Source organism: Paraburkholderia unamae (genome assembly GCF_003268775.1).
GTDB lineage: Bacteria > Pseudomonadota > Gammaproteobacteria > Burkholderiales > Burkholderiaceae > Paraburkholderia > Paraburkholderia unamae.
In genome coordinates this window covers 43,193-56,407 of record NZ_QLSU01000050.1, presented here as the reverse complement: position 1 = coordinate 56,407, position 13,215 = coordinate 43,193, and the positions used below count along the sequence as shown (strand labels likewise).

Here is a 13,215-nt window from a genome sequence, read left to right as displayed (position 1 = left end):
CTGGTCGACGCCTCACGCGAGCGTGCGCGTCAACTAGGGCAGAAATCGGACATTTCTAATGAGCCAGAACCGGACATTTCAAAAAAGCCGTAACACAAAAAAGTTCGCTAATTTGTGTTATGTAAAATAATAAAAACTACGCTGAACGCTGAGCCACAGCAAACGAATCCCTTCTCTTGCGGGCTGAGTGGCATTGCGGCCGCGGTCTCTGGAGAAAGCGTGAATCAGTGGTCAGAGGAAGTCCTCAGCCGTGCCGCGCGCGAAGTGCTGGAGCGGGCCGCGCACGCCTGAAATCCGCTCTCTCCAAAGCCAGCAAGCGTTCACCAGGCACACCTCCTGCGCCACCAGCCCGTGACGCGCCCAGGAGGCTCCATGACGTCTGCTCCTCCATCCCCGCAACCCGCCGGCGCGAGCCGGCGTCCGGTGCCCACGCGTGCGCAGCGCGCCGCCGTGTGGCTCGGCTTGTGCGCCGTGCCGCTCGTGTGGCTGCTGCATCTGGCGCTAGGCGTCACCTTGCTTTCCTCGGCCTGCACCGACGCCGTTGCGCAAAATGCCGCTCCGACGTGGCGCGGCATGCTCTCGTTTCTTGCCATCGCCTCGGCGTGCGCGTTCCTGATCGCGCTCGCCATTGCCTACGCCGCCGGACGCGCCTGGCGAAAAATCGTCTATGCCTCGCATGAAAAGCACGACACGCACCGCTTCGTTGCGTGGTGCGGCGCGACCACGTCGGTAGCGTTCACGTTCGGACTCGCGTTTTCCATCTGCATCCTTATCGCCGTGCCGATCGAGCGCCTCTGCGTTGCCTTTGGATAAACGAAGGGTCGAATCGACAAAAGCAACAGCGGCGATTTGACCGCACAAGTCCTCGCAACTCGCCCGATTGATTGGCGAGCGCCGATCGTAAAGTCATGAACATCGGCAAGCAGGAATTGAGGTCGCTTTCGGATTTCAGGAGATCAGCAGTGAATTCGATTAGTATGACGATATATCGCGCGGCGGCAGGACTTACTGTCCTCGCTTGCGCAGCGGGCGCCGCAGACGTGCGGGCGCAGGAACGCTATCTGACGGGCGGCACGCTCTTGAACAGCGGCACGCTGACGGCAACCGCCGTCCCCAATGCGGACGGCAACGTCAAGATCGGCAATCCTTACGTGCCCGCATTCGGTGGCGCGTCGCCCGCGAAGGCGTCGTTCCCCCATGTGATGCCCTATTTCGACGGCGGTTACGGACACAAAAAGCCGACGCTCGGCATCGGTTTCACGTTCGATCTCGGCGTCGTTTATGGGCACCCGCATGTGACGTACGGCGCCCTGGAGATTTATCAGCTTTTCGTCGGCCCGGATGACATTCAGGACGAGGAACAAAAGCTCGCCGAAAAGACCGATAAATACCGCTGGTATCGGGTGGCGCAGGCCGCGATGATGTATCGCATCTGAATACGATCACATCGAAATATTTTGCAATCCGAATAACTTCGGTGCATCGGGCTCAGTAGACATCGCGCCGGTAACGCGCTTCGAGCGTGAGCGCGTCGAGTCGCGCTTGCCCCAACACTCGTGCGAGCGTTTCGTGCACGGCGGGCGCCATGCCCTTCGAACTGCCGCAGACGTAGATCGACGCGCCTTCGTCGATCCATTGCAGGAGGCGCGTTCTCGCGGCAAGCAGCGCGTCCTGCACGTAACGCAGTTCGCCGCCGTCGCGTGACCACACTTGATCGAGACGCTCGATAAAGCCGCCCGCGCGCCAGTGCTCGATTTCTTCGCGATAGAACGCATCATGGGCCGCGTTGCGCTCGCCGAAGATCAGCCAGTTGCGCGCGTGCCCCTCGCGCACGCGCGATTTCAGGTGCGCGCGCAACCCGGCCAGTCCGGTGCCGTTGCCGATCAGGATCAGCGGGCGGTCGTCACCGGGCGCGTGGAAGGCCCGATTGGGCCGCACGCGCAGCGTGATGGCCTCGCCCTGCCCGGCATGTTCGGTCAGCCAGCCCGAGGCCAGGCCGAGCCTGTGGCCGCCGGGCGCGCCGCAATCGTCCCAACGCGCCTGGCGCACGAGCAGTTCGAGCCGGCCATCAGCCGGCACCGAGGCGATCGAGTAGCTGCGGCGCGCCAGCGGTTGCAGCCTGTCGATCCACGCTTGAGCGCTTTGCCGGGTCGTTTCGACATCGGGCAGGCAGCGCGTGGCGAGCGCGTCGGCAAATTGCACCGGTGCGCTTTCGCAATGCACGTTCGTCGCGCCGTCCAGCCCGTGCGCATCGAGCCAGCGCTGCACCGTGGCGCGCGCATGCCGCGGCTGGATTTCGGCGATGTCGCCCGCGCGCCAGTCGAGTGCCGCCTCATTCGGCGCAAGCAGGCCGAGGTGATAAGCCCCCGCACCGGCGCTGCCGGGGTTGAGCAGCGTACGCGTGTCCAGCGTCCATACGCTGTCGGGCTGCGCGCTCCACGCAGCTTGCGTCACGCCGTTGCATAGGCCCGCGAGTTGCGCTTGCCAGGCATGCAGCGCGGCGGCGGCGCCGTTATTCACTTCGATCGTCTCGAACATCGGCTGCGCCCGCCTGTCGATTAGCCATGCTGACAATCGGTGGCCGAATGCACAGTAATCCCGATAGCGGCGGTCGCCGAGCGCCAGCACGCCGAAACGCAGTGTCGCGAGCGTGTCCCTCATGCCGTGCGCGCGCAGCGCATGGCGCACGAACGGCGCTGCCTGGTCGGGCGCTTCGCCCTCTCCCGTCGTGCTGACGACGAAAAGCGCACGCGTATGCGCGGCTAAGTCGGCGACACTGAGCGCGCCGAGCGATGCCACACGCGTGCGCGTTCCGCCCGCTTCGAGGTGAGCGGCGCTTTCTTTGGCGAGTTGCTCCGCGAAGCCCGTCTGACTCGCGTACGCGATGAGGATGAGATCGTCGCGCGCCGTCTGCGATGCGACGCCGCGCGCGCGCCGCCGGTGTTGCGCAACGAGCGCCACGCAAGCCGCGCAGTACGCGAGCAGCACGAACGCAGCGCTAACGAGACGCAGCGGGCTCCACCACGCGAGCGCCGCGCTTGCGAGCGCGAGCGTCCATGCCACGCACGGCGCGCTAATCAAGGCTCGTGCTTTCATTCGAGCATGTCCGCATACGCCGGGCTGACGCTCTCGCGAAAACCCGTGGCCGTACGTGCGAGAAAGCGCGCGGCGATGCCCTTGCGCTGCGCGAGCGCCATGCCCGCTTGCGGGCCGAGCACGGTCAACGCGGTGGACCACGCGTCCGCAAGCATGCACTCGCGGTGCAGCACGGTTACGCTCGCCAGCGCGTGGCTGGCCGGGTAGCCGCTGCGCGGGTCGATCGTATGCGCGCGGCGCACGGCCCCTGCGTCGAGGTAGTAGCGCCGGTAGTCGCCCGAGGTCGCGACCGCGAGGCCATGCAAGGCGATGAGGTCGATCGTCGGGGCGCTTGAAGGCTTGCCGGGCGCGCGAGCGTCCGTATCGTCGAGCGGCGGCGTTTCCAGTTCCACCCACCACGGCATGCCGTCGGGCTTCACCCCTTCCCCGCGCAGCTCTCCGCCGATCTCCACGAGCCGGTGCGCCACGCCGTAGGAGGCCAGCACGGCGCTCACGGCATCGACCGCATAGCCTTTGGCGATGGCGCACAGGTCGAGACTGTTTCCACCGGGTTGTTGCACGCGCAAGGTATTGGTGTCGGCTTCGATGCGTCTCCAGCCGCAGCGTGCGCGGGCCGCTTCGACTTCCGCCTGGGAAGGCGGGCCCGCGCGGCGTGGCTGTGGGCCAAAGCCCCACAGGTCGACGAGCGGCCCGGCGCTCGGATCGTACGCGCCGCCGCTTTCGCGCGCGACAGCCAGCGCCGCCTGTACCACTTCGAAGCACGCGGACGGCAGCGCCACCCAGGCGCCCGCCGCCGCGCGATTGAAGCGGCTGATGTCCGAGTCCGCGCGCCAGTTGCTCATCTGCGCGACCACGGCGTCTAGCACGGCGCGAATCGCGGCTTCGAGCACGTACTGTTTCGCGGTGGGCGCATCACCCACGTCGCCGGGCGGCAGCACGCACAGCACGGTCCAGGTGGTGCCCATGGTCTCGCCCGCGAACGAGGCGATGCGCCCTTCGCGCAGCGGCGCGAGCGCGTTCGCGTCGAGGCGGCCGGGAACGAGCACGCGCGGGCCGGCCGGGCGCGTGTCGGCGCGCGTTGCCGCTTCGGAAGCAGTGAACCCCATGCTGATCGTTCCGGCTCCGGCGCTTATTGCGGCAACACTTCAAGCGTGGCGGCATAGGCCGCGCGGCGGTTCTTCGCCTGCTTGATCGACGTGTGGTCGTCGCGCACCTCGGCTTCGAGGTAATACATGCCGGGGTTCGGCCATTTCACGTTGAACTTGCCGTCCGCGTCGGTGGTGAGCGTCGTGTCGCCCGGCTGGTCGCGGTAGCGGCTGCCGCCCGGCACCACGGACACCTTGACGTTCGAGGCCGGCTTGCCGTCGATCAGCAGGCGAAAGCCCGCATCCGTGCCCGCGACGAGATCGTTCGGGTGCGTGAGCGGCGCCAGTTCGAGGCCGTGGCCCGAGGGCTTGAGCGTGGCCGTGCTGGGCTTGCCGCGCGTGACGAACGACTCGACGCGCACGTCCGTTTCGGTCACGTCCACGTCCTGCGCGTTCGCGGGCAGCGCCTGCGCGAGCGCATCGACGTTGCCGCGCCAGCGCTTCTTTTCGCCGTTCAGCGTGTACGAGGCGAACACCGCGCGATTGTCGATGGCGATGCGATACGTGCCGTCCTGGGTCAGATGCACGTCGAACACGCTGCGATAGCGGCCCGTGCTCTCGTTCTCGGGCTTCGCGGCCGTCCCGTCGGGCGCGGTCACGGCGAGGCCGTCGAGCTTCAGCGGAAAGTGGTCAAAGTAAAACAGGTCGTTGGACACGGCGGCGTCGACGGTCACCCACGGGTCGTTGCCCGAAAGCACGGTGGCCGAGGGCAGCAGCCACAGGCGGTGCGCGTGGGCGGCGAGCGGCAGCAGCGCGGCGAGCGCCAGCGCGGAAGCCTTGAGGGAGAGCCTGGCAGCGGAAATTTTCATGGTCTTGATTCTCAGGATCGGCGTGAAATAAAAGATCGGGATAACTGATGAATTGACGATCAGGGTTTGACGCTCACCGTGACCGTACCCAGTTCGTGCTCGCCCTTTGCCTGCGCGGACTTCGCGCCCGTCGGCGGCCATACGAAGGGCACGCGCACCAGTTCGCGGCCGCCCACTTCGCGCGCGGCTTCCACCACCAGTTGATACTCGCCCGCCGGCAGCTTGCCGAGAGGCGCCTTGCCGTCGGTGAAGGTCACGACCTGCTCGCCCGGCGCGCGCGTCGCGCCAGACACGCCGTCGGCCGGAAACTGCATGTCGCGGCCCGCCTTGCGCCACCACTGGCGCATGTCCTTGAGCCACTTGGTGCCCTCGCCGTTCTTCTTGTTCTGGTCGTACCAGACGGCAAGCGTCGTCACGGGCGTTTGATCGGCGCGCTCGACCCACATCGAAAGATACGGACGGTGATATTCGGCGACGTCGAGACGCGGGATATCGATGTTGACGGTCAATTCGGCGGCAACAGCCTGGCCCGCGAGCGGGCCGGCGGCCATCCCGGTGAGCGTGACGGCAATCAGTCGGCGCATGGCAAACGGTTCCTGAAGTAGTGAAAAGTAACGAAGAAAATGGCGCTGAATAGTCAGTGAATGAACAGGATGGCGAGCAGCAGCGGCGCGACGAAGCCCAAGCCCACGAGCGGCCAGGTCGCCACGCGCCCGCGTGCGTGCAGCTTGAGCAGGAAGAGTCCCGTGACGCTGAAGATCACGCACGCGGCGGCGAACACGTCGAGGAACACGCTCCAGGCCGCTCCCGCGTTGCGCCCCTTGTGCAGGTCGTTGAGATAGGCGATCCAGCCGCGCGTGGTCAGTTCGTACTGCGCTTCGCCGCTGCCGAAATCGACGCTCACCCAGGCGTCGCCGCCGGGGCGCGGCAACGCGACATAGATATCGTCGCGGGACCACTCGGCCACGCGGCCGGCGGTATCGAGGTCCCATGTGCTCGCGAGCCAGGCCGCCAACGCGGGCGGCACCGGCCCCTTGTCGCCATGCGCGGTGCGCCCGAGCGCCGCGACCAACGGCGCGGGCGCGGTGGCGCTGCGCCGCTCGACGTGTGGATGCGCCTCGATTTGCGCGGCATGGTTCAACGTGAAGCCGGTCAGCGCGAACAGCAGCATGCCGACGAGGCACAGCGCCGAGCTGATCCAGTGCCACTGCCTCAACTGGCGCAGCCAGTACGCGCGCCTGTGCTGCTGCGCGTCGAGTGCCGCCATCTCCCCTGTCGTTGCTCTCATCCTTGCTTCTGCCGAAATCCCGGTATCACAGCCCAAACCGCATCCAAATATTACGAACGGTAATGATACTCGTTTTCATTTGAAAGGTAGAGAGCCCGAAAATTACAAGGTGTTTCCGGCTCGTTGCCAATTCACCCGCGCGGAGCTACGCCCTCCTTGCACTGCGCCCTTTCGCTCGCCTGCCAGTACAGCCCGTCGGCCGCGAGGAGCCGCGTGCCCAGAAACTCGATGAAAAGGCGCGCCCGCGCGGGCCGGTAACGTCCTGGGGCAAACAGCAGGAACAACTCGTGTGGGCGGGCCGACCACGCCGGCAAAACCGTTTCGAGCCGCCCGTGCGCGAGCAGGTCGCCCACCAGCCAGTCGGGCGCGAGCGTCAGCCCGGCGCCCGCGAGCAGGCTTTCGCGTATCGCCAGCGAATTGTTGATGCGGTAGCGCCCGCGAACCGCGACACTCGCCACGCGCCCGTCGCGATGACGCAATTCGAGCGGCTGCGCATTCGCGGGCGACGCGTAGTGGAGGTATGCATGCTTTGCAAGGTCGTCGGGTTGGCGGATTTTGGGGCCGTCGCGCAGCAACGCGGGGGCGGCCACGATCCTGCGCCGCGACTCGGCCACGGGCCGCGCGATCACATCAGGCGGCAGGTCGCGCCCAATGCGCAAGGTCACGTCCACGCCCTCCGCCACCGGATCGACGAAGCGATCGTTGAGCATCAGATCCACTTCGATGCCGGGGTACCGCGTCATGAATTCGTGCACGAGCCGGTTTAGATGCAGCACGCCAAAGCTGACCGGCGCGGCGACGCGCAGGCGGCCTTCGGGCCGCTCCTGCGAGCCCTTCACGTCGGCGGCGGCTTCGTCGAAGGCTTCGAGCAGTTCGCGCGCGCGCCGGTAAAAGCGCGCGCCCGCCTCGGTGGGCGCAAGCGTGGTGGTCGTGCGGGTGAGCAGACGCGCGCCCAGTTCCGCCTCCAGACCCGCGACGATCTTGCTGACGGTGGGCTGCGTCGCGCCCATCTCGCGCGCCACGGCCGAAAGGCTGCCCAGTTCCACGGCGCGCGCGAAGACGCGCATCGAACGAATCGTATCCATGCCTATTCCATTTTTGCATGAGCGATCTGCCATTTTGCCATCTTCATCGCGGCTTTCGCATGAGTCAACATGGGCTTGTGAATGCGCTTTGCGCGGCACATCAACGCTCATGGAGAAGAAGATGGAATATCGCTCGCTTGGTCGTTCCGGCCTCAAAGTCCCCGTGCTGAGCTTCGGCGCGGCGACCTTCGGCGGCTCGGGGCCGCTCTTTGGCGCATGGGGCGCGACGAACGCCGACGACGCCCGGCGCATCGTCGATATCTGCCTCGACGCCGGCGTCACGCTGTTCGACACCGCCGATGTCTATTCGCATGGCGCCTCTGAAAGCGTGCTCGGCGCCGCGCTGCAAGGCCGCCGCGATCGCGTGCTCATCTCCACCAAGACCGGCCTGCCGATGGGCGACGGTCCGCACGACGCCGGCGCTTCACGCGCCCGCTTGATACGCGCCGTGGACGACGCGCTCACGCGCTTGCGCACGGACTATATCGACATCCTGCAACTTCACGCCTTCGACGCGCTCACGCCCATCGAAGAAACGCTCTCCACGCTCGACGATTTCGTGCGCGCGGGCAAGGTGCGCTATCTCGGCGTATCCAACTTCGCGGGCTGGCAGATCATGAAGTCGCTGGCGATCGCCGAGCGGCACGGCTGGTCGCGCTATGTCGCGAACCAGGTGTATTACTCGCTCGTCGGGCGCGATTACGAGTGGGACCTGATGCCGCTCGGCGCGGATCAAGGCCTGGGCGCGCTGGTGTGGAGCCCGCTGGGCTGGGGCCGCCTGACCGGCAAGATTCGTCGCGGGGCCGCGCTGCCCGCAAGCAGCCGGCTGCACGAAACGGCTTCGTTCGGACCGCCCGTGGAGGCGGAGCGCCTTTATCGCGTCGTGGACGCGCTCGACGCCATTGCCGCCGAAACAGGCAGGTCCGTCCCGCAGATCGCGCTCAACTGGCTCTTGCAGCGGCCCACGGTCGCTTCGGTGATCGTGGGCGCGCGCAACGAGCAGCAGTTGCGCGACAACCTGGGCGCGGTGGGCTGGTCGCTCGACGCGGAGCAGGTCGCGCGACTGGATGACGCGAGCCGCGTCGATGCGCCCTATCCGCACTTTCCGTATCGCCGCCAGGCGGCCTTCGCGCGCCTCGATCCGCCGCTCGTGCCTTGATGCACACGCGGTGCGCCAACGCTTCGGTATGCTGATCGATCACGCAACGGGCTCGTAGCGCCAGCCTTCCCGACTCCATTGCATGGTGTGCGTCGGCGCGAGCGCCGCGATGAATGCCGTGTCGTGCGAGGCCACGATCAGCGCGCCGGGGAAATCGGCAAGCGCCGCTTCGACCGCGAGCACCGACTCCAGGTCGAGGTGATTGGTCGGCTCGTCGAGCAGCAGCAGTTGCGCGGGCATGCCGCGCCACAGCGCGCACGCGAGCGCGGCCTTCAGGCGCTCGCCGCCGCTCAGCAGGCGCACCGGTTGCGTCACGCGCGCGGCGTCGAGTTGCAGCAGGGCGAGGCGGCTGCGCAATTCCCCTTCGGCGAGCGGAGTGTCGAGCAGCCCGAGTTGCTCGACGATCGAGCGCTCCGGGTCGAGGAGTTCGAGCTTCTGGTCGAGATACGCGCTGCGGACATGGGTGGCACTGATCCCCGCGCGCGGTTCCAGTTGCCCCGCGAGCAGGCGCAGCAGCGTCGATTTTCCGCAACCGTTCGGGCCGGTGAGCGCCACGCGCACGGGGCCGCACGGCGACCAGTCGAGCGTCGCCGCCGGGCTCTCTTGCGCGAGCCACGGCAAGCGCACCGCTTCGAGCGCGAACAACTGGCGGCGCGCGCTGACCTCGGCGCCTGGCAGCGCGACGAGCACGGGCGCATCGGCGCTCACGCGCGCGGCCGCTTCCGTTACCTGCTGATCGAGCGTGGCCTTGCGCTCGCGCTGCTCGCAGCGCACCCGTCCCATGATATTGCGCGCGCCGCCCTTGAGGCTCTCCTTTGCCATCGACGACAGATTGGCGGTTTTCGCGTCACGCAGCGAGCCCGCGGCGTGGCGCTGAATCGTGTCGTGCTCGCGCGCAAGCCTGCGCGCCACGCGCGCGCGCTCGGCGCGCGCGTGGCCGAGCGCGCTTCTGGCGGCCTCCTCCTGCGCGTCGCGTTGTGCGCGGTAGCTCGCATAGTTGCCGCCGTACGCGCACACGCCCTGCGGCGTGACTTCCACGATGCGCTGCATGTCGCCCAGCAACGCGCGGTCGTGGCTGACGATGACGAGGCCGCCGCGCCAGCTGGCGAGCGCGCCGCGCAGCCATGCGCGGCCCGGCGCGTCCAGGTGATTGGTCGGCTCGTCGAGCACGAGGAGGCCTGCGTCCGCGAGCAGCGCGCCGATCAGCACGACGCGCGCCAGTTCGCCGCCGCTCAGCGAGCGCGTCAATGTATCGGACTCCACATGATCGAGCCCCGCGTCGTCGAGCGCCGCGCGCAGGCGCTCGACGAGATCCCAGCGCTCGCCGATCAGGTCGAAGTCCTGGATTTGCGCCGCACCGTTCGCGAGCCGCGCGAGCGCGGCGAGCGGCGCATCGAGCCCGGCCGCCTGCGCGACGGTTCGCGTGTCGTCCAGCGCGTTGAAGTGCTGCTGCGCCGCATATGCGACACGCACGTGCCGCTCGATCGCGCCGGCGGTCGGCGCGATGCGCCCGGCGATCAGTTGCGCGAGCATGCTTTTGCCGACGCCATTGCGCCCGACGATGCCGGTCGGCACGCCGTCGAACACGAGGCTCAGCGACTCGAATAGCGTGGTGCCGCCATCGAACCGGAATGAAATGTGATGAAGCGCGACGAGCGCCGCGTTGGGCGTGACTCGAGCCATAAGCTTCTCCCGAATGTGTGAAACCATTCGCGCGGCATGCATGGCTTGCCCATGTGCTGGCGCGAAAACATTTTTTGGGGAGAGCTTAGTTATCCACTTTGGCGGGAGTCCGGCTGGAAGGAATGAAAGGCGCATGATAGCAACGTGCGTTGCCGGGCACAAGCGGTCGCTCTGCCGCGCCGTTGTCCGTGCGCCACGCGGGGCGGCTTGCGGCACGCGCCGCCCTATTGCGTCGCGCGGCGCCAGCGAATCACCAGCGCGGCGAACGCCACCGCGGCGCAGAAGATGGCGAGCCAGGAAAGCAGATTCGCGCTCGCCACGAGCGTGGCCTGGGTCTCGAGCATCGCGCCCATGCGCGAGAGTTCCTCCATCGACGGCATGCCGCCCAGGTCGAACAGCGTCATGCGCTCCACGAGTCGCGTGCGCGCGATGGCTTCGCCGTATTGCAGCCACAGGCTCGCCGCACCGGTTCCGCTTGCGGTCGCGATTTGCCGCACGATGTTCTTGAATGCATAGGCATGCTGAAAATCGTCTTCCGCGAACTCGGCGAACGTCATGCCCGCGACCTGCGCCATCACGAACGGCACTGTGAGCCCTTGCAGAAAGAGCGCGGGCAGGATCACCGTCATCGACACGCCGCTCATGGTGCGCAGCGAGAGCATCAGCAACGCGGCAGCGAACATCACGTAGCCAAGGGCGATATAGCGGCGGCGCCCGAACACCTTGGGCGCGATCGTCGAAAAGCACAGCATCGCCATCAGGCTCAGCGTCGAGGCCCACGTGAGCACTTCGCCCGTGACCTGAAAACCGAAACCGAAGCCGGTTTGCAGGAGTGTGGGGATCAGGTAGTTCCAGAGCCCGTTGAGAAAGTAGTAGATCGCGTAGAACAGGATGCCGACCAGGTAGCGCCGTCCGAGCAGCGCCTGGGGATTGAGCCAGAGATTCGGCTCGCGATGCAGCCGCGCGAATGCCGCGCCGATCAGCAAAAAGCCGGCGAGCGGCGTGAGCGCGACCGAGGGCGAGCTTGCGAACTCGTAGAAACGCAGGTCGCCCAGGCCGTGCATGAGCACCATCGCGCCGAGACCGAAGAGAATCACCACCGACCAGTCCATGGGGTCGATGTCGATCTGCCAGATGCCGCCGCTCGGCTCCACGCGGCGCGGGTAAGTGAGCAGCACCAGCACGAGCACGCCGAGCGCGAGCACCACCTGGATCACGAAGACCATTTGCCACGCCGCGCTTTCGACCAGTTCGGCCGCGAGCCACGGCGTGACGGCGGAGAGCCCGAGCGAGCCGATATTGAAGCCGATGAAGAGCGGCGGCCGCTCGTCGCGCGCGGCCACGAGCTGGATGAGGATGCGCGAGGCCGCGAACAGCCCGCCCGCGCCGAAGCCCTGCACGGCGCGGGCGATCGTGAGTTCCAGCGGCGTTTCGCTCAGCGCGCACAGCAGCGAGCCGAGGGCCGCGATCACGAGCCCGGTGACGGTGAAGGTGCGGTAGCTCGCGTGCCGCGCAATGCGCCCGAGCATCAGGTTCACGACGCTCGCCATCGCCGCGTACGAGGTCATGCTCCAGAGAAAGTCCTCGGGCGAGGCGTGCACGCCGCCGCGTATGTGGGTGCCCGCAATGCCCATCATCGACGAAGCGACGAAGTCCACGCCCGTAGCCGCGCCCAGTGCCAGCGTGAAGAAGAACACGCGCAGCGGCGAGAAATGCGGCAGCGCGCGCAGCCTCATGGCGCACCGTCCGCCTGCGCGGCCGCCTCATTCGTCGCGACAATCGGGGCAAGGCAATGCTTCACGCTCCCTCCGGCACGCGCTGCTGCGAATGAGTCTACAAGAACGGCGCCTAGAAGCGGTCGATCATGCCGAATTGCACGCCGCGCACGGGCGCGCCCGGCCAGGACGGCGGCAGGCCCGTGACGTTCACGCCGCGCAGCGTGAAGGTCGCCTCGCCATGATTGCGCAGCCAGCCCGCACTGGCATAGAGCAGCACGCGCTTCGAGAGATCGTACTCGCAGGCGGCGCTGAACTGGTCGGCGTCGTTGTCGCCGCCCGAGCGGTCGCGCAACCACGTGTAGCCGAGCGACGCGCGAAAGCGCGCGGTGACGTCGTAACGCGCCGACACCGAAACGCCGTCGTTGTGATAGCGCGGCGTGCCGCCGTCGCCGTTGAAATAGGCGAGAAAGCCGGTCACCTCGCCAAATACGTACGACACGCCGCCCAGGTTCGCGCGCAATGCGGCATCGCCGTTTTGCTGCTGGTGGGCGTATGAAATGCGGAACGGCCCGTGTCGCCATTCGAACGTGCCGATGGCGCCGGCAAGGCCGTTGCCGTCCGTGCCGGGGTCGCGCAACGCGGCCATCAACGTGGTGGAAAAGCCGTAGATCTCGGGCGACAGATACGTGATCGCATTCGATTCGTATGGCGTGATCTTCGAAAGATTGTCGAGGCCCGAGGCGATGGTGCCCGCGCCGAACGCGTCGAGCTGTCCCTTGAAGGGGATGTAGATCGGCGAGTATTGCCGCCCCACGCGCACCGTGCCCCAGGGGGTGCCCACGCCGATCCATGCCTGGCGGTTGAAGATCGTGTTGGCCACGGCCAGGGTGCCGTCGGCCGAGCCGAAGCCATTTTCGAGCTCGAACAGGATCTTGATGCCGCCGCCCAGGTCTTCCGCGCCGCGCATGCCGAAGCGCGAACCGCGATAGGCGCCCGAGTCCATGCGCGCGACCCAGCCCGCGCCGGGATTGGTGACTTCGATGCTCGTGTCCAGCGCCCCGTATAGCGTGACCGAGCTTTGCGCATGCGCGCTCATCGTGTGCAACAGGGCGAGCGACAAGACCGCCCAGGCGCGCGCTGCGCGCAATGTTGGGATCATGTGGGAAGCACGAATGAAGCGCACGGGCGGTGCGGCGCATGCGTCAGGCGCGGCGACCGTCATGCGAAAGGGC

At 67.1% G+C, this 13,215-nt stretch carries 12 protein-coding genes; 3 read left to right on the top strand and 9 right to left on the bottom strand.

Annotation, left to right across the window (positions count from 1 at the left end):
* The first annotated feature begins 372 nt into the window (after positions 1-372).
* Together C7401_RS42520 and C7401_RS42515 are read left to right on the top strand one after the other, a co-directional pair.
* Entirely contained in the window at positions 373-813 is a 441-nt protein-coding gene (locus C7401_RS42520) for a hypothetical protein (RefSeq protein ID WP_146758092.1), read from the top strand.
* A gap of 95 nt (positions 814-908) precedes the next feature.
* On the top strand, positions 909-1,436 hold the full coding sequence (locus C7401_RS42515; protein WP_146758091.1) for a hypothetical protein: 528 nt from the start codon (positions 909-911) through the stop codon (positions 1,434-1,436).
* Positions 1,437-1,488: 52 nt separating this feature from the next.
* On the opposite strand, the gene C7401_RS42510 is transcribed toward C7401_RS42515, so the two are convergent.
* From C7401_RS42510 to C7401_RS42485, 6 genes are all read right to left on the bottom strand, one after another.
* Positions 1,489-3,096, bottom strand: a complete 1,608-nt coding sequence (locus C7401_RS42510) for a sulfite reductase subunit alpha (RefSeq protein WP_112178048.1) — start codon at positions 3,094-3,096, stop codon at positions 1,489-1,491.
* Entirely contained in the window at positions 3,093-4,202 is a 1,110-nt protein-coding gene (locus tag C7401_RS42505) for an FAD:protein FMN transferase (RefSeq protein WP_112178047.1), read from the bottom strand. The genes C7401_RS42510 and C7401_RS42505 overlap by 4 nt, the downstream gene beginning before the upstream one ends.
* A 23-nt stretch (positions 4,203-4,225) precedes the next feature.
* The gene (locus tag C7401_RS42500; RefSeq protein ID WP_112178046.1) at positions 4,226-5,050 is read right to left on the bottom strand and encodes a DUF4198 domain-containing protein; all 825 of its coding nucleotides are present in this window, start codon (positions 5,048-5,050) and stop codon (positions 4,226-4,228) included.
* A 59-nt stretch (positions 5,051-5,109) separates the two neighbouring features.
* On the bottom strand, positions 5,110-5,634 hold the full coding sequence (locus C7401_RS42495) for a DUF2271 domain-containing protein (protein ID WP_112178045.1): 525 nt from the start codon (positions 5,632-5,634) through the stop codon (positions 5,110-5,112).
* 53 nt (positions 5,635-5,687) lie between these two features.
* The gene (locus tag C7401_RS42490; protein WP_258397461.1) at positions 5,688-6,338 is read right to left on the bottom strand and encodes a PepSY-associated TM helix domain-containing protein; all 651 of its coding nucleotides are present in this window, start codon (positions 6,336-6,338) and stop codon (positions 5,688-5,690) included.
* A 131-nt stretch (positions 6,339-6,469) separates the two neighbouring features.
* Entirely contained in the window at positions 6,470-7,423 is a 954-nt protein-coding gene (locus C7401_RS42485) for a LysR family transcriptional regulator (protein ID WP_112178043.1), read from the bottom strand.
* 121 nt (positions 7,424-7,544) lie between these two features.
* Between C7401_RS42485 and C7401_RS42480 the strand changes: the two genes are divergently transcribed.
* On the top strand, positions 7,545-8,582 hold the full coding sequence (locus C7401_RS42480; RefSeq protein WP_112178042.1) for an aldo/keto reductase: 1,038 nt from the start codon (positions 7,545-7,547) through the stop codon (positions 8,580-8,582).
* A 39-nt stretch (positions 8,583-8,621) separates the two neighbouring features.
* On the opposite strand, the gene C7401_RS42475 is transcribed toward C7401_RS42480, so the two are convergent.
* From C7401_RS42475 to C7401_RS42465, 3 genes are all read right to left on the bottom strand, one after another.
* Positions 8,622-10,265, bottom strand: coding sequence for an ABC-F family ATP-binding cassette domain-containing protein (locus tag C7401_RS42475; protein WP_112178041.1), 1,644 nt, complete (start codon positions 10,263-10,265; stop codon positions 8,622-8,624).
* A gap of 224 nt (positions 10,266-10,489) precedes the next feature.
* On the bottom strand, positions 10,490-12,001 hold the full coding sequence (locus C7401_RS42470; protein ID WP_112178040.1) for an MFS transporter: 1,512 nt from the start codon (positions 11,999-12,001) through the stop codon (positions 10,490-10,492).
* Positions 12,002-12,113: 112 nt separating this feature from the next.
* Positions 12,114-13,142, bottom strand: a complete 1,029-nt coding sequence (locus tag C7401_RS42465) for a porin (protein ID WP_112178056.1) — start codon at positions 13,140-13,142, stop codon at positions 12,114-12,116.
* Positions 13,143-13,215: the final 73 nt, after the last annotated feature.

Excerpts from the sequence above, each read along its gene's own strand:
- C7401_RS42520 (WP_146758092.1), top strand. The coding sequence starts at position 373 with ATGACGTCTGCTCCTCCATCCCCGCAACCCGCCGGCGCGAGCCGGCGT.
- C7401_RS42515 (WP_146758091.1), top strand. The coding sequence starts at position 909 with ATGAACATCGGCAAGCAGGAATTGAGGTCGCTTTCGGATTTCAGGAGA.
- C7401_RS42510 (WP_112178048.1), bottom strand. The coding sequence starts at position 3,096 with ATGAAAGCACGAGCCTTGATTAGCGCGCCGTGCGTGGCATGGACGCTC.
- C7401_RS42505 (WP_112178047.1), bottom strand. The coding sequence starts at position 4,202 with ATGGGGTTCACTGCTTCCGAAGCGGCAACGCGCGCCGACACGCGCCCG.
- C7401_RS42500 (WP_112178046.1), bottom strand. The coding sequence starts at position 5,050 with ATGAAAATTTCCGCTGCCAGGCTCTCCCTCAAGGCTTCCGCGCTGGCG.
- C7401_RS42495 (WP_112178045.1), bottom strand. The coding sequence starts at position 5,634 with ATGCGCCGACTGATTGCCGTCACGCTCACCGGGATGGCCGCCGGCCCG.
- C7401_RS42490 (WP_258397461.1), bottom strand. The coding sequence starts at position 6,338 with ATGAGAGCAACGACAGGGGAGATGGCGGCACTCGACGCGCAGCAGCAC.
- C7401_RS42485 (WP_112178043.1), bottom strand. The coding sequence starts at position 7,423 with ATGGATACGATTCGTTCGATGCGCGTCTTCGCGCGCGCCGTGGAACTG.
- C7401_RS42480 (WP_112178042.1), top strand. The coding sequence starts at position 7,545 with ATGGAATATCGCTCGCTTGGTCGTTCCGGCCTCAAAGTCCCCGTGCTG.
- C7401_RS42475 (WP_112178041.1), bottom strand. The coding sequence starts at position 10,265 with ATGGCTCGAGTCACGCCCAACGCGGCGCTCGTCGCGCTTCATCACATT.
- C7401_RS42470 (WP_112178040.1), bottom strand. The coding sequence starts at position 12,001 with ATGAGGCTGCGCGCGCTGCCGCATTTCTCGCCGCTGCGCGTGTTCTTC.
- C7401_RS42465 (WP_112178056.1), bottom strand. The coding sequence starts at position 13,142 with ATGATCCCAACATTGCGCGCAGCGCGCGCCTGGGCGGTCTTGTCGCTC.